Consider the following 17771-nt stretch of genomic DNA (forward strand, 5'->3'; position numbering starts at 1 on the left):
CCCGCGCCCGCCGCGCCCCGCGTTGTTTTTTTTGTTGTCGGGCTTTATCAACCCCGTCACCCCCCCCACCCCCGGCCGCGGCAGACCTCAGAGCTTCACCGGGTAGACCGGCTCCGGGATCTCCGGCTTGATCCGGTGCTCGACGAAGATGCCGTGCCACAGCATGAACACGATCAGCGCCCACAGCTGGCGGCTGCGGTCGAGCTGGCCGGCCTTGTGCTCCTCCAGCAGCGCCAGGATCGCCTTCTTGTCCAGCAGCTCCTCGGTCTTCGAGTCGCTGATGATGCCCTTCGCCCAGTCGTACATCTCGTTGCGCAGCCACAGCCGGATCGGGACCGGGAAGCCGAGCTTGCGGCGGTTCAGCACGTGCGCCGGGATGATCTTCGCCAGGGCCTGGCGCAGCGCGTACTTCGTCGTGCCGTGCGCCAGTTTCTGATCGAGGGGGATCGACGCCGCGACCTTGAACACCTCTGCGTCCAGGAACGGCACCCGCAGTTCCAGCGAGTTCGCCATCGTCACCTTGTCGGCCTTGACCAGGATGTCGCCGCGCAGCCACGTGTAGAGGTCCACGTGCTGCATGCGGGCCACCGGGTCCCAGCCGCGCGAGACGTCGTACCAGGGCGCCGTGACGTCCTTGAAGCCCACGCCCTCCTGGTAGGTCTTCAACACGTTCCGCAGCTGGTCGTCGCGGAAGTTGCGGGCGTTGCCGTAGTAGCGGTCCTCCAGGGGGAGCGCGCCGCGGCGCAGGAGGTCCTTGCCGCGGGTGCCCTCGGGGATCTTCGTCGACACCTTGCCGATGAGCTTCCGCATGCCGCCCGGGATCTTCTCGAACGGCGCCAGCGAGATCGGCTCGTTGTAGATCGTGTAGCCGCCGAACAGCTCGTCCGCGCCCTCGCCCGAAAGCACCGCCTTGACGTGCTTGCGGGCCTCGCGGGCGATGAACCACAGCGGGACCAGCGCCGGGTCGGCCACCGGGTCGTCGAGGTACCAGACGATGAGCGGCAGCACCTCCATCATCTCGTCCGCCGACACCGTCCGGACCACGTGCTTCACGCCGATCGCGGCGGCCGACTCGGCGGCGACGTCGACCTCGGAGTAGCCCTCGCGCTCGAAGCCGGTGGTGAACGCGATCAGGTTCGGGTTGTGCTCCTTGGCCAGCGTGGCGGTGGCCGTGGAGTCGATGCCGCCCGAGAGGAACGCGCCGACCGTGACGTCCGGGTCGGAGATCATGTGCTTGCCGACCGAGTCGCGCATCACATCGGCGATGCGCTGGTACAGCTCCTCGGCCTCGGCGGGGGAGTTGACCGGCCTGGCGCTGAACTGCGGGTGGAAGTAGCGGGTGAACTTCACCTCACCGCCGGGCACCACGTCGAACGACGTCCCGGACTCGACGCGCCGGATCGCCGTGTGCAGCGACTCGGGCTCGGGCACGTACTGCAGCACCAGGTAGTGCTGCAGGGCCTTGCGGTCCAGTTCCTGCGCGACGCCGAGGACGTCCGACAGCTCCAGCAGGCTCTTCTTCTCGCTGGAGAACGCCACGCCGTCGGGGCCGGCCGAGTAGAACAGCGGCTTGATGCCGAACGGGTCGCGCGCGCCGAAGACCCGCTTCTCCTGCGAGTCCCAGATCATGAAGGCGAACATGCCGCGCAGGCGCTTCACCCAGTCGGCGCCGAGGTAGTGGAAACCGGCGACGATGGCCTCGCCGTCACCCTCGGTCTCGAACTTCGCGCCGTGCTGCTCGGCGAGCTCCGCCCGCAGCTCCTGGTAGTTGTAGATCTCGCCGTTGAAGTTCATGGTGTAGCGGCCCGGCGCCTCGGGCGGGCCCCAGACCAGCGGCTGGTGGGCGTGCTCGACGTCGATGAAGGCGAGCCGGTTGAAGCCGTAGACGACCTCGGCGTCGGCCCAGGTGTCCTGCTCGTCGGGGCCGCGGTGGCGCTGGCAGCGCATGGCCGCCCCGACGGCGTCACGCGCGTTCGCCGCGCCGGTCTCGGTCGCGCAGATCAGTCCAAGCAGGCCGCACACGGGTACTCACACACCTTCAGGGTCTTCACCGGGCTGGGGGAAGGCCCCAGTATGCCGGGGTGGTCGTGGCGAGTACCACGCGCGTCGATGGTTACCCCTTGGTCAGCAGGATGGGCCAACTCGGCTAGAGTCCGGCTGTCACAAAGATCGGTCGTAGGAGGCTCTGGGTGAAAGGGCGAGGCGCAGTGGGACAACCCGAGCGCACCCTGGGGAAGCGGACCGTGCGCGTCGCCGCGCTGGCCGTGCTGGTCGCGCTGACCGCGACGGGCTGCTCCGGCGACGAGATCCTGCGGTTCGGCTGGCCGGTCGGTGTCACCGAGCAGGCGAACCAGATGCGGACGCTCTGGACCTGGACCGTGGTCGCCGCGCTGGTCGTCGGCGTCATCGTGTGGGCGCTGATCTTCTGGACCGCGACGTTCCACCGCAAGAAGAAGACCGCCGACGGCGAGCCGGAGGAGCTGCCCCGGCAGTTCCAGTACAACATCCCGCTCGAGCTGTTCACGGTCGTCGTCCCGACGATCATGGTCTGCGTCCTGTTCTTCTTCACCGCGACGACGGAGTCGAAGGTCCTGGACAAGATCCCGAACCCGGACGTCAAGGTCCAGGTCGTGGCCTTCCAGTGGAACTGGGAGTTCAAGTACGAGGACGAGAACGCGAAGAAGGCGGACGGCCAGCAGGTCAGCACCGTCGGCTCGTCCGGCGAGATCCCGCTGCTGGTGCTCCCGGTCGGCAAGACCATCCAGTACGACCTGGTCTCCACCGACGTCATCCACTCCTTCTGGGTGCCGGAGTTCCACTTCAAGCGGGACGTCATGCCGAACCCGGAGAAGAACAACCAGGACAGCTCCTTCCAGAACAAGATCGACCGCGAAGGCTCCTTCGTCGGCCGGTGCGCGGAGCTGTGCGGCACCTACCACTCGGTGATGAACTTCGAGGTCCGCGCGCTGTCGGCGGACAAGTACGACCAGTACATCGCGCTGCGCAAGCAGACGAACCCGGCGACGGGCCAGTCGTTCACGGCGGCCGAGGCGCTGGCGAAGATGAACTGCGGCGAGCTGTGCACCCCGCACGCGGTCACCACCCAGCCGTTCAACACCGACCGCACCGCGCGGACCGCGTCGAACTGACGCCGCACGCACACAAGGAGTAGGAAAAGACCATGAAGGTCGAAGCCCGCATCTTCTTCATCGTGGCGATCTTCGCCGTGTTCATGGCGGCCGTGTACTGGGTGTGGACCGCGCTGGCCGCGACCCACGGCGCCGAGCCGGTCGGCATCGTCGCGCTGTTCCTCACCGGTGGTCTCGCGTTCCTGGCCGGCAGCTACATGCAGTTCGTCGCCCGCCGCATCGAGCCGCGCCCGGAGGACCGCGAGGACGCCGAAATCAGCGACGGCGCGGGCGAGCTGGGCTTCTTCAGCCCGGGCAGCTACTGGCCGATCGGCATGGCGGCCACCGCGGCGCTCGCAGCCGTGGCGCTGGCGTTCTTCCACATCTGGCTGCTGGTCATCGCCCTGGTCGCGCTGCTCATCACGATCGGCGGCCTGGTGTTCGAGTACCACACCGGCCCGTCGCACGACTGAGCCTCACCGAAGCCGGCCGCCACGCTTCCGGGCGTGGCGGCCAGTTTTGTTTTTCAGCCGCGGAACGCCGTCCGGTACGACGACGGGCTCGTGCCCCGCAGCCGGCTGAACTGGTGCCGCAGCGCCGCCGCCGACGCATAGCCGCACGCCGCCGCGATGTCCTCCACCGTCAGCCCGCCCTCCTCCAGCAGGGCCTGGGCCCGGTCCAGGCGGCGCTCGGTCAGCCAGCGGTGCGGTGTCGTGCCCGTCGCGGCCGAGAAGCGGCGCAGGAACGTCCGCTCGCCCAGGCCGCTGCGGCGGGCCAGCTCCGCCACCGTGAACGGCTGGTCCAGCCGCCGCTCGACCCACTCCAGGGCCTCCGCGACCACGGCGTCGTCGCCCGCCGCCGTCGCCGGGACCGGCGCCTGGACGAACTGGGCCTGACCGCCCGCGCGGTGCGGGGCCGCCACCATCCGCCGGGCCAGCGTCGTGGCCGCCGCGACACCGCGCAGCCGGCGGACCAGGTGCAGGCACAGGTCGACCGCCGCGACCGTGCCCGCGCTGGTCAGGATCCCGCCGTCGTCGGCGTACAGCGCCTGCGGGTCCACCTCGGCCGCCGGGAACCGCTGCCGGAACTCCGCCTCGTACACCCAGTGGACCGTGCAGCGGCGGCCGTCCAGCAAGCCCGCGTAACCCAGCGAGAACACGCCCGCGCAGAACCCCGCCACCCACGCTCCGCGCCCGGCGGCGTCGCGCAGGACGTCCAGCACCGGCTCCGGCGGTGGCGCGGTCCGCGGCGCGCACGTCGGCACGATCAGCAGGTCCGCCGACGCCGCGAAGTCCAGGTCCCGCAGGCCGGCCAGCCCGAAGCCGGACCAGCTCTCGACCGCGGTCCCGCCCGGCGAGCAGACGGCGAAGTCCCAGCCCTCGATGCCGTCGGCGCTGCGGTCGGTGCCGAACACCTCGCACGCGACGCCCAGTTCGAACGGCGAAACGCGGTCGGCGAGCACCACCGCGATCCGGTTGACGTCCATGTCGGCCAGTGTGTCACAAGTTTTGCGGCCGTTGTCATCTCTGACACTGGTTGCGCCGGCCGATCCGGACGAACCTGGTCGGCATGACGAACTCCGAAACCCGCCCGCTGCTCCAGTGGTCCGCGGCGATGGCGATGTCCGGCACGATCGGCGCCGTCGTCCTCGAGAGCGGCGCGGCCGCCCCCGCCGTGGCCTTCGCCCGCTGCTTCGTCGGCGGCGCCCTGCTCGTGCTCTGGTGCCTCTCCCGCGGCTGGCTGCAGGCCTGGCGGCCGTCCCGCCGCGACCTCGGCCTCGCCGTGCTGGGCGGGCTGTTCCTGGTCGGCAACTGGGTGCTGCTGTTCGCCTCGTACGCGCTGTCGTCGATCTCGGTCAGCACGGTCGTCTACCACACCCAGCCGCTGATCCTGGTCGGCCTGGCCGCGGCGTTCCTCGGCGAGAAGGTCGCCAAGAGCCACCTGGCCCGGGCCGGCATCGCGTTCGGGGGCGTGGCGGTGATCTCGCTGTCCGCCCACGGTGAGGACGGCAAGCCGGTGCAGCTGGCCGGCATCGGCCTCGCCCTCGGCGCGGCCGTACTGTACGCGGGAGCGTCCTTCGTGGCGAAGCAGCTGAAGCACATCCGCCCGCACCTCCTGGCCGCCGTGCAGACGACGGTGGGCGCGCTGGTGCTGGCACCCCTGCTGCTGGTCACGCCGCTGCCCACGACGACCTCGGGGCTGCTGTGGCTGGTCCTGCTCGGGACCGTCCACACGGCGCTGATGTACGTGCTGATGTACGCGAGCATCGGCAAGCTGCCGACCACGACGGTGGCGCTGCTGTCCTACCTGTACCCGGTGGTGGCGGTGCTGGTGGACATCCTGTTCTACGGCCACCGCCCGAGCTGGCCGGAGGCGTTGGGCATGCTCGCGGTCCTGGCGGCCGCACTGGCACCGCAGCGCGGCCGCAAGCCCGCCCCGCAGCCGGCTCCGGCCCCGGAAACCCGCGGGGAACCGGCCTGCCGATCGTGACCGGGCCCGTCACCCCCGTGATCGGGCCCGTAACCCACGTGATCGAGGCCGTAACCAACGTGGTTGGGGCCGTAACTGACGTGATTGGGGCCGGAACTCACGAGTCCGGCCCCAATCACGCGAGTTCCGGCTCCAGTCACGCGAGATCTGGCCCCAATCACGCGAGTTCCGGGTTCGGTCACGCGAGTTCCGGCTTGGAGCACGCGGGTCGCGGGTCAGGTGAAGGCAATCCAGCGGTCCAGCAGCGCGGCCGCGGCGCCGGAATCGATGGCCTCGGCCGCCCGCGTCAGACCGGCCCGCAGGTCGTCCTCCAGTGACTCCGAGAAGCCCGTGAAGGCCGCCAGCGCGGCCGCGGCGTTGATCAGGACGGCGTCGCGGACCGGGCCCGGCTTGCCGCCCACCAGGTCGCGGACCACCGCCGCGTTCGCCGCCGCGTCGCCGCCGCGCAGGTCCTCCGCCGTCGCGCGGGCGATGCCCACGGCTGCCGGGTCGAAGCTGCGCTCGGTGACCTCGCCGCCCGAAACCACCCACACGGTCGACGTCGTCGTCGTGGTGATCTCGTCGAGGCCGTCGTCGCCGCGGACCACCAGGGCCCGGGTGCCGCGGCGGGCGAACGTCTCCGCCAGCACGCGGGTCTTGTCCGGGTACGCGCAGCCGATCAGCGCCGCGCCCGGCTGGGCCGGGTTGGTCAGCGGGCCGAGCAGGTTGAACGTCGTCGGGATGCCCAGCTCGCTGCGCACCGGGCCCGCGTGGCGCAGCGCCGGGTGGAACGCCGACGCCAGGAAGAACCCGATGCCGACCTCGTCGAGGCTGCGCCGGACGTCCTCCGGCGGCAGGCTGATCGTCACGCCGAGCGCTTCGAGGACGTCCGCCGCGCCGGACTTCGACGACGCGCTGCGGTTGCCGTGCTTGGCCACCGGCGCGCCGGCCGCCGCCGTGATGATCGTCGCCATCGTCGAGATGTTCACCGAGTTGGAGCCGTCGCCCCCGGTGCCGACGATGTCGACCGCCGGGCCGTCCAGCTCGACCCGCTTGGCGTGCGCCAGCATCGTGGCCGCCATGCCGGCGATCTCCTCGGGCGTCTCGCCCTTGGCGCGCAGCGCGACCGCGAACCCGGCGATCCGGGCCGGGCTCGCCGCGCCGCTCATGATCTGGTCCATCGCCCACGCCGTGTCCTCCGCGGAGAGGTCGACGCCGGCGATGAGCTGCTTGAGCAGGGGTGGCCAGGTGCGGGGGACCGGGGTGGTCACCGGGCTCAGCCGTTCACGACGGGGACCCGTCGCGCGCGCAGCACGTCGGCGACGGTCTCCGCGGCGGTCAGCGGGTCCAGCGGGTGCACCAGCACGGCGTCCGCCTGCGACCAGGTGGCCAGCCACCGGTCGTCCTTGCGCCGCACGGCCACCACGATCGGGGGGCAGTCGGTGATTTCACTCTTCAGCTGCCGGCAGAGGCCGATGCCGCCGGTCGGCTGCGCCTCGCCGTCGAGGATCGCCAGGTCGACGTTCCCCGCGTCCACCTCGGACAGCACGTCCGCGATGCCGGCCGCCTCGACGTAGTCCACGCGCGCCAGGTCCGCGGCGGGCCGGCGGCCGACCGCGTTCACGATCGCCTCGCGCACCTCCGGCTTGTGGCTGAACACCAGGACCCGCATCGACCGCTCGCCCATCAGGCACGCCTCCATACTCGTCACCGCACGTCTCCCGCGATCGTATCGGCCGAGACCGACATCACGCGGTCGGCTCCGGCTGTTGCGCGTCCCAGCCGAGCGCGTCGCCGCCCAATCGTTGCGCGAGACCGGCCATCCGGGACCTCTCCTGGGCGCAATGCAGGGCGTCGAGCACCTGGACGCGCACCGCGAGCACCCTCGTCAGCTCCTCGGAAGAGGTGGGTTCCCGCAGCTCATAGCCGTCCTGGGCGAGGATCGACGCCGCCTCTTCGAGCCGGTCCGGCGGCAGCAGCAGGTGGTGCCGCAGAACGGCCGGTGCCGTGCTGACCCAGGCGGGTGAACCGGCGAGCACGGCGGAGTCCGCGACGGCCGGGTCGAAGGCCTCGGCGACGATCTTCAGCCCCGGTGCGCCGGCCGTCAGACCGGCGGTTTCTCGCTTCTTGACCAGGTCAAGCAGGCGGTCGAGTAAACCCATGAGTAGCTCTCACCTTCCCGGGCATCCGGTGTGATCGGTTACGCAGACGGCTCGCCGTGGACCCACCCGGCGGAGCGGCGGTGCGAGAGGACATAATGCGACGCGTGACAACGGCAGCTCCCACCATCAGTCAGCGGGTCCACTCGCTGAACCGGCCGAACATGGTCAGTGTCGGCACCATCGTGTGGCTTTCCAGCGAGCTGATGTTCTTCGCCGGACTGTTCGCGATGTTCTTCACCGTCAAGGCGCAGAACTCGTCCGGCCAGTGGCCGCCGCCGCTGCACGGCGAGGAGTTCCACCTCAACGTGGCGTACGCGATCCCGTTCACGGTGATCCTCGTGCTGTCGTCGCTGACCTGCCAGTTCGGCGTGTTCGCGGCCGAGCGCGGCGACGTCTACGGGCTGCGCCGCTGGTACATCATCACGTTGATCATGGGCGCGATCTTCGTCGGCGGCCAGGCCAACGAGTACCACAACCTGGTCGAAGAGGGGATGACGATCCCGTCCGGCCCGTTCGGCACGGTCTTCTACCTCGCCACCGGGTTCCACGGCCTGCACGTCATCGGCGGGCTCGTCGCCTTCGTGTACCTGCTCATCCGCACGAAACTGAGCAAGTTCACGCCCGCCCAGGCCACGTCGGCGATCGTCGTGTCCTACTACTGGCACTTCGTCGACATCGTGTGGGTCGGCCTCTTCGGTGTGATCTACCTCCTTCCGTAGGTCCTCACCCAGCCGCCACCACCTTCACCATCGGCCTGAACTGACAGCAAGGGTTGCCGCAAGATGACCACCAGCACGAAATCCTCGGAGCGCCGCTACCGCGCGCGGTCGAAGCTGCGGAGGCGGTTCGCCGGCCTGCTCGCGCTCGGCATCGCGCTGGTGGGTGCCGGCGCCGGCTACGCCCTGCTCGTGCCGGAGCCGCAGACCGCGCAGGCCCAGGGCACGCCGGCGCAGCTGCGCCTCGGCGAGCAGGTCTACAACAACACCTGCATCGCCTGCCACGGTGCGAACCTCGAGGGCGTGCAGGACCGCGGGCCGAGCCTGATCGGCATCGGCGACGCCGCGGTGTACTTCCAGACTTCTTCGGGCCGCATGCCCGCCGCGCGCCAGGAGGCGCAGGTCGAGCGGAAGCCGCCGAAGCTGACCGAGGCCGAGATCGACGCGGTCGGCGCCTACATCCAGGCGCACGGCGGCGGTGTCCAGCGGCCCGCCGAGAAGGGCGAGGCCCTGCGCGGCGACGACCCGGCCCGCGGTGGCGAGCTGTTCCGCCTCAACTGCGCGTCGTGCCACAACTTCACCGGCCGCGGCGGTGCGCTGTCCGCCGGCAAGTACGCGCCGAACCTGGACCCGGCCAGCGAAGAGCAGATCTACACGGCCATGCTCACCGGCCCGCAGAACATGCCGAAGTTCTCCGACCGGCAGCTGTCGCCGGAGGAGAAGAAGGACATCGTCGCCTACGTGAAGTCGGTGTCGGACGGCAACAATGACCCGGGTGGTAACGGCCTCGGCGGGGTCGGCCCCGCTTCGGAGGGCGTCATCGCCTTTATCGTCGGGATCGCCGCGCTGATCGGCGTGACGTTGTGGATTGGATCGAAGGCATGAGTGCCGAGGGGCCGAAGCCGCCGTCGGAGGCGGAACTGGCTGAGATGGACCGGGACCAGCTGGTCAAGCTGGGCGGGGCGCTCGACGGCGTCGAGATCGTCGAGTACCCGACCCCGTGGCCCGTGGAGGGCACCCGGGCGGAGCGGCGCGCCGAGCGCCTGGTCGCGTTCTGGTTCGGCCTGTCCGCGCTGGCCGGCATCGGGTTCGTCGTCTCGCTGATCTGGTGGCCGTGGCAGTACGAGGCGCCGGACAACGAGAGCGCCCACTTCTGGTACAGCCTCTACACCCCGATGCTCGGCCTCACGCTCGGCCTGGCCATCCTCGGCCTGGGCATCGGCGTGATCCTGTACACGAAGAAGTTCGTGCCCGCCGAGGTCGCGGTGCAGCAGCGCAGCGACGCCGGCGGCGAAGGGTCGGCCGAGGTCGACCGCGCGACGATCCTCGCGCACCTGGCCGACGCAGGGAACCGCAGCACCATCGCCCGCCGCTCGCTGATCAAGCGCTCGGCGATCGCCGGTGCCGGTGCGCTCGGCCTCGCGGCCGCGGCGCTGCCCGTCGCGTCCTTCATCAAGAACCCGTGGAAGGACAGCGAGTCCCGCGACTCCCTGTGGCACACCGGCTGGCAGCCGAACTTCCCCGGCGAGAAGGTCTACATGCGCCGCGCCACCGGCAAGCCGGTCGAGGTGGAGCACGGCAAGGAGACCGAGATCTCCCTGGTCAAGGCCGAGGACCTCGACGCCGGCGCGATGGAGACGGTCTTCCCGTTCCGCGAGTCCGAGCGCAACGACGCCGAGGCGCTGGCCAAGGCGCTGACCCGGGTCGACAACCCGGTCATGCTGATCCGCCTGCGCCCGACCGACGCCGCCAAGGTGGTCAAGCGGGCCGGCCAGGAGGACTTCAACTTCGGCGACTACTACGCGTACACGAAGATCTGCAGCCACGTCGGCTGCCCGACCTCCCTGTACGAGCAGCGGACCAACCGCATCCTGTGCCCGTGCCACCAGTCGCAGTTCGACGCCCTCCACTACGCCAAGCCGATCTTCGGCCCGGCGACCCGGCCGCTGGCCCAGCTACCGATCACGGTGGACGAAGAGGGATACTTGATCGCGCGAGGCGACTTCATCGAGGCCATCGGTCCGGCCTTTTGGGAGCGTAAGTCATGAGTTCACTCACCACGCCGACCAAGGGGTCGAGCCCGGTGGAGAAGGCGCTGGGCGAGGCCGCGAACAACGCCGACCAGCGGTATCACCTGGCCAAGGGCCTGCGGCACCAGATGAACAAGGTGTTCCCGACCCACTGGTCGTTCCTGCTGGGCGAGATCGCGCTGTACAGCTTCATCATCCTGTTGCTGACCGGGGTGTACCTGACGCTGTTCTTCGACCCCTCGATGCAGGAGGTCGTCTACCACGGCAGTTTCAAGAACATGCAGGGCCTGGAGATGTCGCAGGCGTTCCGCACGACGCTGGACATCTCCTTCGACGTGCGTGGTGGGCTGTTCATGCGGCAGCTGCACCACTGGGCGGCGTTGATCTTCGTGGCGTCGATGGCCGTGCACATGCTGCGGATCTTCTTCACCGGGGCGTTCCGGCGGCCGCGTGAGGCGAACTGGGTGATCGGTGGCCTGCTGCTGATCCTGGGGTGCTTCGAGGGTTTCTTCGGGTATTCGCTGCCGGATGACTTGCTGTCGGGTACCGGTATCCGGGCGACGCTGTCGGGCATCGTGTTGTCGGTGCCGGTGGCCGGGACGTGGATTCACTGGGCGTTGTTCGGTGGGGAGTTCCCGGGCGATCAGATCATTCCGCGGTTGTACACGCTGCACATTTTGTTGCTGCCGGGCATCATGCTGGCGCTGGTCGGGGCGCACCTGGCGCTGGTCTGGTACCAGAAGCACACGCAGTTCCCGGGGGTGCGGCGCAAGGAGACCAACGTCGTCGGCGTGCGGATCATGCCGTACTTCGCGCTCAAGGGCGGGGCGTTCTTCACCCTGGTCATCGGGGTGCTGGCGCTGATGTCGGGGCTGTTCCAGATCAACCCGGTGTGGAACTTCGGCCCGTACAACCCGGCGCAGGTGTCGGCGGGCTCACAGCCCGACTGGTACATGGCCTGGGCGGACGGCATGCTCCGGATCTGGCCCGCGTGGGAGGTCTACCTCGGGAACTACACGATCCCGGCGGTGTTCTTCCCCGGCGCGGTCGGCATGCCGATCCTGTTCGGCCTGCTGCTCGGCTACCCGTTCATCGAGCGGAAGCTGTCCAAGGACACCGCGCACCACAACCTGCTCCAGCGGCCCCGGGACGTCCCGGTCCGCACGGCGCTGGGCGCGATGGCGCTGGGCTTCTTCATGGTCATCGAGCTGTCCGGCTTCAACGACATCATCGCCGACCAGTTCGACATCTCCCTGAACGCGACGACGTGGGCGGGCCGCATCGGCGTGTTGATCGTGCCGCCGCTGGCCTACTACTTCACCTACCGCATCTGCCTGGGCCTGCAGCGGGCCGACCGCGAGGTGCTGGAGCACGGCGTCGAGACGGGCATCATCAAGCGGCTGCCGCACGGTGAGTTCATCGAGATCCACCAGCCGCTGGCCGGGGTGGACAGCCACGGCCACGCGATCGCGCTCGAATACCAGGGCGCGTCGGTGCCGAAGAAGATGAACAAGCTGGGTTCGGCCGGGCACGCGGTTCCGGGCACGTTCTGGTCGCCGGACCCGGCCGAGGAGACGGCGGCACTGGAGCGGGCCAACGGCAACGGCCACTCCGGTGGCGAGAACGGTCAGCACGGCCAGCACGGCGAGTTCGACTCCGCCGAGACGGCGTCGGCCGCGAAGCAGTCGGACCACTAGGTCCCAGGTACGACGAAGGCCACCTCCCGCGGGAGGTGGCCTTCGTCGTACCCCGGATCGATCTCGGATCCAGCCCGCCGCATCGGCCCAGCGCCAGCGCCCCAATGTGGCGTTGGGTGCGTTGGATGCACCGAACGCCACATTGGGTGCGTTGGACGCACCGAACGCCACATTGGGTGCGTTGGACGCACCGAACGCCACATTGGGGCGTTAGTCCTCCACGCCGATCGAGAAGGCCGATTCCGTGTCGGCGCGGCTGTAGGAGCGGAACGCGATGTGGGTGACGGTGTTCAGCACGCCGGGCACCTTCCCGATCTTGCCGGGGATCAGGTCGGCCAGCCCTTCGTGCGTGGACACCTGCACGGTGGCGATGAGGTCGACGTCCCCGGCGCACGAGTAGACCTCGCCGACACCCTCGATGTCGGCGATCGCCTGCGCCGCGTCCGGGATGGCGTCCGCCTCTGCCTGGATCAACACGATCGCGGTGATCACCTGGGTCCTCCAAGACTCGTCTGCGGGTGTCGCTCGCGATCCTAGCTACGCCGCGGCGTGGGCCAGCCAGTGCGCGGCGAGTGCTGCGTCGCCGGTGACGGTGACGCGGTCCAGGGGCAGGCGGCGGTAGAGCACGAGCAGGAGGTCGGTGACCGGGCCGGTCAGCGTGACGTCCGCGGGTTGGCTGTCCCGGGTCCACCGGACGCCCTCGGGGGTGCGGGTGATCAGCCAGCCGGGGCCGTCGCCGGGGTCGGCGTGGAGGGTCTGGCCGGTGCCGCGGAGCTCGGCGAAGGCCGGGTTGAGGCTCGCCGTGACGGGGTCGGACAGCACGTCCAGCCACTCGCTGATCGCGTCGGAGGCGAGGTCCGGGGCCACGGTGAAGCCCCGGCCGGCGGCCAGGGCCGCGTCGGCGTGGTGGACGGTGGTGTCGTGCAGCATCCGGCGCAGCCAGAACCGGGCCGGCTGCGGGCCGAAGAAGGTCCACACCGGAGCGTCCCCGGCGGCCCGCACGGCGTCTTCGAGGTCCTCGGCGCCTTGGTGCAGCCAGGCGGACCACTCGTCCGGGGAGCCGGGGTCGGCGTCGAAGGGGTCGGGCACCGGCGAGGGGCCGTCCCGGACGATGCCGGCGGCCCAGCGGTGGGCCTGGCCGAGGTGGCCGACGAGCACCCGCAGCGGCCACTTCGGGCAGGTGGGCACGGTCCAGTCCGGATCGGCGTTCGCGACGGCGTCGGCGAACCCGGCGGTGTGGTGGCGGAGCCCTGCGGCGAGTCTGGCGTTGTCCATGGCCGTACCGTAGGAATTCCACCCGGCTGGAGGTTCGACGGAAGGTGACCGGAGACACACTCGGCATCGGCGAGCTGGCGCACCGGACGGGCGTGCCCGTCCGCACGATCCGGTTCTACTGCGACGAGGGCGTGCTGGAGCCGGTCCGCAGCGCGGGCGGCCACCGCCGGTTCGACAGCGCGGCGATCGACCGGCTGACGCTGGTGCGCAGGCTGCGCGGGCTCGGGCTGGGCCTGCGCCCGATCACGGACGTCCTGGCCGGCCGCAGGTCCCTCGACGAGGCGGTGGCGGCCGAGAGGACGGCCCTCGACCGCGAGCTGGCCACGCTGAGCTGGCGGCGTTCGGTGCTCCGCGCGGTCGCGGAGGCGCCACCGGCCGACCGCACGGCCCGCTTGGAGCTCCTGTCGGCGGTCCAGGACGGCTACGCGGCACGCGAGACGCTGATCCGCCTGTGGCGCCCGATGACGACGGGCCCGATTCCCCCGGACACGGCCCGGATGTTCTTGGAGATGAGTGCCCCGGAGCCGCCATCGGAGCCCTCGACGGCCCAGGTGGTGGCATACGCCTCGCTGGTGGTGCTGGCGGCGGCCGTCCGGTTGGCGTCTTCGCTGGCGGAGAGCACTTTGGCGGGCCACGACCGGATCGCGGACCTGGAGGCGTTGCACGCCGAGGTGGGGAGGCGTGCGTCGCGGCGGGGGCCTTGGTGGCGGCGGGGGCCAGGCCGGCACCGGGACCGGAGCTGGACCGTTTCGTGGCGGCCCACGCGGCGGCGGTGGGGAAGGCGGACAGCCCGGCCTTCCGCAGGTCCCTGAACCACCGGACGGCCCCGGACCGCAATCCGCGCCTGCGCCGGTACTGGCACCTGGCCGGGGAGGTCACGGGGGAGGTTTCGATGGGCCTCGCCCACACCTGGCTCCTGGACGCGCTCAACGCCTCAGCCGCCTGACCCCCCGGCCGGCCCCTCTCCTGCGTGTCGACCCCCGATCACGTGTGTCGACCCCGGTCACGCGGGCCGATCCCCGCCCGGCCCGGTCAGTGGACGCGTTCCAGCGAGTGCGCGTCCGCGACCAGGTCCAGCCACCCGCGCCAGCCTGCGACCGCCGTCGGTTCGGCCCACGGGCGGGTCGTCCGCACCAGCCGTACCCCCGGGCGCGCCAGCCACCGCAGCAGCACGCCCACCTCCTCCGGCGGTGCTCCGTGCAGCGGCCCCGGCTCCGGCAGGACCGTCTCCGCCGATGCCACCAGCGCCTCCACCACCGGCATCGGCGGCACCCCGCGCCGCGCCACGCCCGCCGAGGCCAGGCGGCCGTAGCGGATCACCGTCAGCTCCCAGCCGCCGGCGCCGTCCGGGGCCGCCGCGATCAGCTCGCCGATCGAGGCCAGCGAGGCCTGCCGGTGCGCCCGGCCCAGTGCGCGGATCAGCCCTGCCAGCTCGTCGCGGTGGCGGGCCGCCTGCTCGTAGTGCCGGCCCGCCGCCAGGCGCTCCACGTGGGCCGCCGCCGTGTGCAGGGCACCTCCGTCCACGCCCGCGATCAGGCCCGATACCGACTCGACCGCCGGGCCGTAGGCCTCCACGCTCTGGCGGCCCGCGCACGGTGCCCCGCAGCGGCCCAGCTCCGCCAGCACGCACGGGGTCCCGTTCGCCGACCGCGGCGAGATCCGCTGGGTACACGTTCGCAGGCCCGACGCCCCGGCCAGGGTGTCCGCCGTCGTGCGGGCGTCCGCTTGGTTGCGGAACGGGCCCAGCACCCCCGGCCGCGGCAGGCGGACCACCGACAGCCTCGGGAACGCCTCCTCCGTCAAGCCGATCCACCAGCCCTGGTGCCGGTTCTTCGACCGCCGGTTGTACGCGGGCCGGTGCGCCGCGATCAGCCTGAGCTCGCGCACCTCCGCCTCCAGCGCGTGCGCGCACACCACGTGGTCGACGCGCTCGGCCAGCGCGACCATCTCCCGGATCCGGCTGCGGTTCTCCGAGCCCGTGAAGTACGACCGCACCCGCCGCCGCAGGTCCTTCGCCGTGCCGACGTACAGGACCTCGTCCTTCGGCCCCTTGAACAGGTAGACGCCCGGGGCCGACGGCAGGTCCGCCGCCAGGTGCCGCTTCGCCCGCTGGGCGACGGTCACCTCCGGCAGGTACCCCATCAGCTCCTCGAGCGAGTGGACGCCCAGGTTGCCCACCCGCTCCAGCAGCCCGTGCAGGACGTCGACCGTCGCCCGCGCGTCGTCCAGGGCGCGGTGCGTCGGGCGGGTCCTCGCCCCGAACAGCAGCGCCAGCGCCGTCAGGTTGTACCGCCCGACCTCGTCCCGCGGCACCACCCGCCGGGCCAGCCGGACCGTGCACACCACCGTCAGCTTCGGCCACACGTACCCGTGCCCCTCGCACGCCGCCCGCATGTGGGACGTGTCGAAGCCGGAGTTGTGCGCCACCAGCACCGCGCCCCCGATGAACTCCAGGAACGCCGGCAGCACCTCCTCGATCGGCGGCGCGTCGTAGACCATGGCCTGCGTGATCCCGGTCAGTGAGACGATCTGGGGCGGGATCGGCGTGCCCGGGTTCACCAGCGTGGCGAATTCGCCCAGCACCTCACCCCCGCGCACCTTCACCGCGCCGATCTCGGTGATCCCCGACGGCCCCGGCGGCGCCCCGGTCGTTTCGAGGTCGAAGACGACGAAGGTGGTGTCCCGCAAGGGAGTTCCGAGCTCGTCGAACGCGAGCTGAGCCTGGACCGAACGCATGGGCCGGACTTTAAGGGCGACCACCGACAGTTTCCGCGCGCCGCCGGTCCGTGTGGTGCGCGGCGCGGGATGCGGAGGCGGGGCCTACCCTGGACCAATGCACCCGCAGCCGCTCGTGCCGGAGCCGCCCGGGGACCCCGTCGGTCCCTCGGGCGTCGCGTCGCGCCCCGAGCCGGCCGAAGAGCCCGCTGACCAGGCCGGACACCCCGATCCCGCGACCTGGCCGGCGCTGCCCGAACCGGTGCGCGACCGCATCGCCGAGCTCGCCGCGGCCGCCGTCGCCAAACTGCCCGCCACCGACGTGCCCCGCCAGCTGCGGCCGGTCGCGAAGTTCGCGCCGGCCAAGCGCGCCAAGCTCGGCGGCGCCGCCCTGCTCGCGGCCCTCGCCGACTCGTCCCAGTTCCGGACCGCCGTCATCGAGTGGCTGCGCGAGCACCGCACCGACGCGCTCGACCCCAACGCCGCCGAGTCCGTCGCCGCCGCGGCCGCCGCCGTCCTGCTCGGCGAGTCCGGGGCGACCGGGCGCGTCCGGCTGGTCGCCCGCAACGCCGAGGAAAACGCCCTGCGCGCCGAACGCGACGCCGCGCTCGCCCGCAGCCAGCGGCTGGAGGCCGAGCTCGCCCAGGTCCGCGCCGAGCTCGCCGAAGCGAAACAAGCCGCCGAAAACGCCCGTGGCGAGCGCGAAGGCGAAGTCGAGAAGCTCCTGAAGCGCCTTCGCGAGCAAGGCGTCCAGCTGCGCCAGGCCAGGGACGCGGCCGAAGCGGCGTCCGCGGACGCCGAGCGCGGTTCCGCCGCGCGCAACGACGAGATCGCCGCCCTCACCACGCAGCTCGAGCGAGAACGCCAGCGCGTCGCCGGGGAACGCGCCCGTGCCGAGCGCGCGGTCGCCGACGCCGAGATCGCCCGCCAGTCCGCGCGCGAAGCCCGGCAGGCCGACGAGGTGCGGCTCGCCCTGCTCATCGACACCATCGACGGCGCCGTCACCGGCCTCCGCCGCGAGCTCGCCCTCGGCGCGCGCGGCGCCCGCCCGGCGGACATGGTCCGCGGCGCCAGCACCGGCACCGGCCAGGGCGGCAAGATCGCCGACGTGTCCACCCTGGACCGCTACCTCGCGCTGCCCAACGTGCACCTGATCGTCGACGGCTACAACGTCACCAAGACCGGCTATCCGGAACTCGCCCTCGCCGACCAGCGCGACCGGCTGATCCACCAGCTGCAGGCCCTCGCCGCGCGCACGTCCGCCGAGGTCACCGTGGTGTTCGACGGCGCCGGCGTGCTGTCGGTCCCCGCCTCGGTGCCCCGCGGGGTGCGGGTGCTGTTCTCCGACCGCGGGGTGCTGGCCGACGACGTCATCCGCAACCTGGTCGCGGCCGAGCCGGCGGGGCGGCCGATGGTCGTCGCGACGTCCGACCGGGCGGTCGCGGACTCCGTGCGGGGCCGCGGCGCCCACCCGACGCCGTCATCGGTGCTGGTCAGCCGCCTGTCGAGGGTTTGACCACACCTTGGGGGTTCCGGGTGGCGAAGCCCCCGGCCCGGGGCGAAGCCCCGGCACGACACA

Annotated in this window: 17 protein-coding genes; 9 read left to right on the plus strand and 8 right to left on the minus strand. The window is 71.3% G+C overall.

The window, feature by feature from the left end; translation table 11 throughout:
* Positions 1-87: 87 nt before the first annotated feature.
* Positions 88-2022, minus strand: a complete 1935-nt coding sequence (asnB, locus tag ACWEF6_RS07975) for an asparagine synthase (glutamine-hydrolyzing) (protein WP_449682211.1) — start codon at positions 2020-2022, stop codon at positions 88-90.
* Positions 2023-2207: 185 nt separating this feature from the next.
* Between asnB and ctaC the strand changes: the two genes are divergently transcribed.
* Together ctaC and ACWEF6_RS07985 are read left to right on the plus strand one after the other, a co-directional pair.
* Entirely contained in the window at positions 2208-3149 is a 942-nt protein-coding gene (ctaC, locus tag ACWEF6_RS07980; RefSeq protein ID WP_449682212.1) for an aa3-type cytochrome oxidase subunit II, read from the plus strand.
* Between the two features lie 32 nt (positions 3150-3181).
* Entirely contained in the window at positions 3182-3601 is a 420-nt protein-coding gene (locus tag ACWEF6_RS07985) for a cytochrome c oxidase subunit 4 (RefSeq protein ID WP_043781541.1), read from the plus strand.
* A gap of 53 nt (positions 3602-3654) precedes the next feature.
* On the opposite strand, the gene ACWEF6_RS07990 is transcribed toward ACWEF6_RS07985, so the two are convergent.
* Positions 3655-4614, minus strand: a complete 960-nt coding sequence (locus ACWEF6_RS07990) for a GlxA family transcriptional regulator (RefSeq protein WP_449682213.1) — start codon at positions 4612-4614, stop codon at positions 3655-3657.
* A gap of 83 nt (positions 4615-4697) precedes the next feature.
* Here ACWEF6_RS07990 and ACWEF6_RS07995 point away from each other — a divergent pair, with 83 nt between their 5' ends.
* Complete coding sequence (locus ACWEF6_RS07995) at positions 4698-5618, plus strand: DMT family transporter (RefSeq protein ID WP_449682214.1); 921 nt, start codon at positions 4698-4700, stop codon at positions 5616-5618.
* Positions 5619-5833: 215 nt separating this feature from the next.
* On the opposite strand, the gene trpD is transcribed toward ACWEF6_RS07995, so the two are convergent.
* From trpD to ACWEF6_RS08010, 3 genes are all read right to left on the minus strand, one after another.
* Positions 5834-6868, minus strand: a complete 1035-nt coding sequence (trpD, locus tag ACWEF6_RS08000) for an anthranilate phosphoribosyltransferase (protein ID WP_449682215.1) — start codon at positions 6866-6868, stop codon at positions 5834-5836.
* Between the two features lie 5 nt (positions 6869-6873).
* Positions 6874-7284, minus strand: coding sequence for a response regulator (locus ACWEF6_RS08005; RefSeq protein WP_310977137.1), 411 nt, complete (start codon positions 7282-7284; stop codon positions 6874-6876).
* Between the two features lie 61 nt (positions 7285-7345).
* Entirely contained in the window at positions 7346-7759 is a 414-nt protein-coding gene (locus ACWEF6_RS08010) for a hypothetical protein (protein ID WP_449682216.1), read from the minus strand.
* A 95-nt stretch (positions 7760-7854) separates the two neighbouring features.
* Between ACWEF6_RS08010 and ctaE the strand changes: the two genes are divergently transcribed.
* From ctaE to qcrB, 4 genes are all read left to right on the plus strand, one after another.
* The gene (gene ctaE, locus ACWEF6_RS08015; RefSeq protein WP_063749462.1) at positions 7855-8478 is read left to right on the plus strand and encodes an aa3-type cytochrome oxidase subunit III; all 624 of its coding nucleotides are present in this window, start codon (positions 7855-7857) and stop codon (positions 8476-8478) included.
* Between the two features lie 63 nt (positions 8479-8541).
* A complete protein-coding gene (gene qcrC, locus ACWEF6_RS08020) occupies positions 8542-9360 on the plus strand; it encodes a cytochrome bc1 complex diheme cytochrome c subunit (RefSeq protein ID WP_310977139.1) in 819 nt (272 codons plus the stop codon).
* On the plus strand, positions 9357-10523 hold the full coding sequence (gene qcrA, locus ACWEF6_RS08025; RefSeq protein WP_310977140.1) for a cytochrome bc1 complex Rieske iron-sulfur subunit: 1167 nt from the start codon (positions 9357-9359) through the stop codon (positions 10521-10523). Before qcrC ends, qcrA begins: the two co-directional genes overlap by 4 nt.
* The gene (qcrB, locus tag ACWEF6_RS08030) at positions 10520-12202 is read left to right on the plus strand and encodes a cytochrome bc1 complex cytochrome b subunit (RefSeq protein ID WP_449682217.1); all 1683 of its coding nucleotides are present in this window, start codon (positions 10520-10522) and stop codon (positions 12200-12202) included. Before qcrA ends, qcrB begins: the two co-directional genes overlap by 4 nt.
* A gap of 210 nt (positions 12203-12412) precedes the next feature.
* On the opposite strand, the gene ACWEF6_RS08035 is transcribed toward qcrB, so the two are convergent.
* Both ACWEF6_RS08035 and ACWEF6_RS08040 read right to left on the minus strand, forming a co-directional pair.
* A complete protein-coding gene (locus ACWEF6_RS08035; protein WP_086848133.1) occupies positions 12413-12694 on the minus strand; it encodes an Lrp/AsnC family transcriptional regulator in 282 nt (93 codons plus the stop codon).
* A 45-nt stretch (positions 12695-12739) separates the two neighbouring features.
* Entirely contained in the window at positions 12740-13477 is a 738-nt protein-coding gene (locus ACWEF6_RS08040; protein ID WP_449682218.1) for a maleylpyruvate isomerase family mycothiol-dependent enzyme, read from the minus strand.
* Between the two features lie 44 nt (positions 13478-13521).
* Between ACWEF6_RS08040 and ACWEF6_RS08045 the strand changes: the two genes are divergently transcribed.
* The gene (locus tag ACWEF6_RS08045; protein WP_449682219.1) at positions 13522-14289 is read left to right on the plus strand and encodes a MerR family transcriptional regulator; all 768 of its coding nucleotides are present in this window, start codon (positions 13522-13524) and stop codon (positions 14287-14289) included.
* A gap of 220 nt (positions 14290-14509) precedes the next feature.
* Here the strand turns inward: ACWEF6_RS08045 and ACWEF6_RS08050 are convergent, their stop codons facing one another.
* Positions 14510-16213, minus strand: a complete 1704-nt coding sequence (locus ACWEF6_RS08050; RefSeq protein ID WP_449682220.1) for a DEDD exonuclease domain-containing protein — start codon at positions 16211-16213, stop codon at positions 14510-14512.
* A 97-nt stretch (positions 16214-16310) separates the two neighbouring features.
* Between ACWEF6_RS08050 and ACWEF6_RS08055 the strand changes: the two genes are divergently transcribed.
* Positions 16311-17708, plus strand: coding sequence for an NYN domain-containing protein (locus tag ACWEF6_RS08055; protein ID WP_449682221.1), 1398 nt, complete (start codon positions 16311-16313; stop codon positions 17706-17708).
* Positions 17709-17771 lie beyond the last annotated feature (63 nt).

The sequence above is a fragment of the Amycolatopsis sp. NPDC004772 genome (assembly GCF_053601215.1).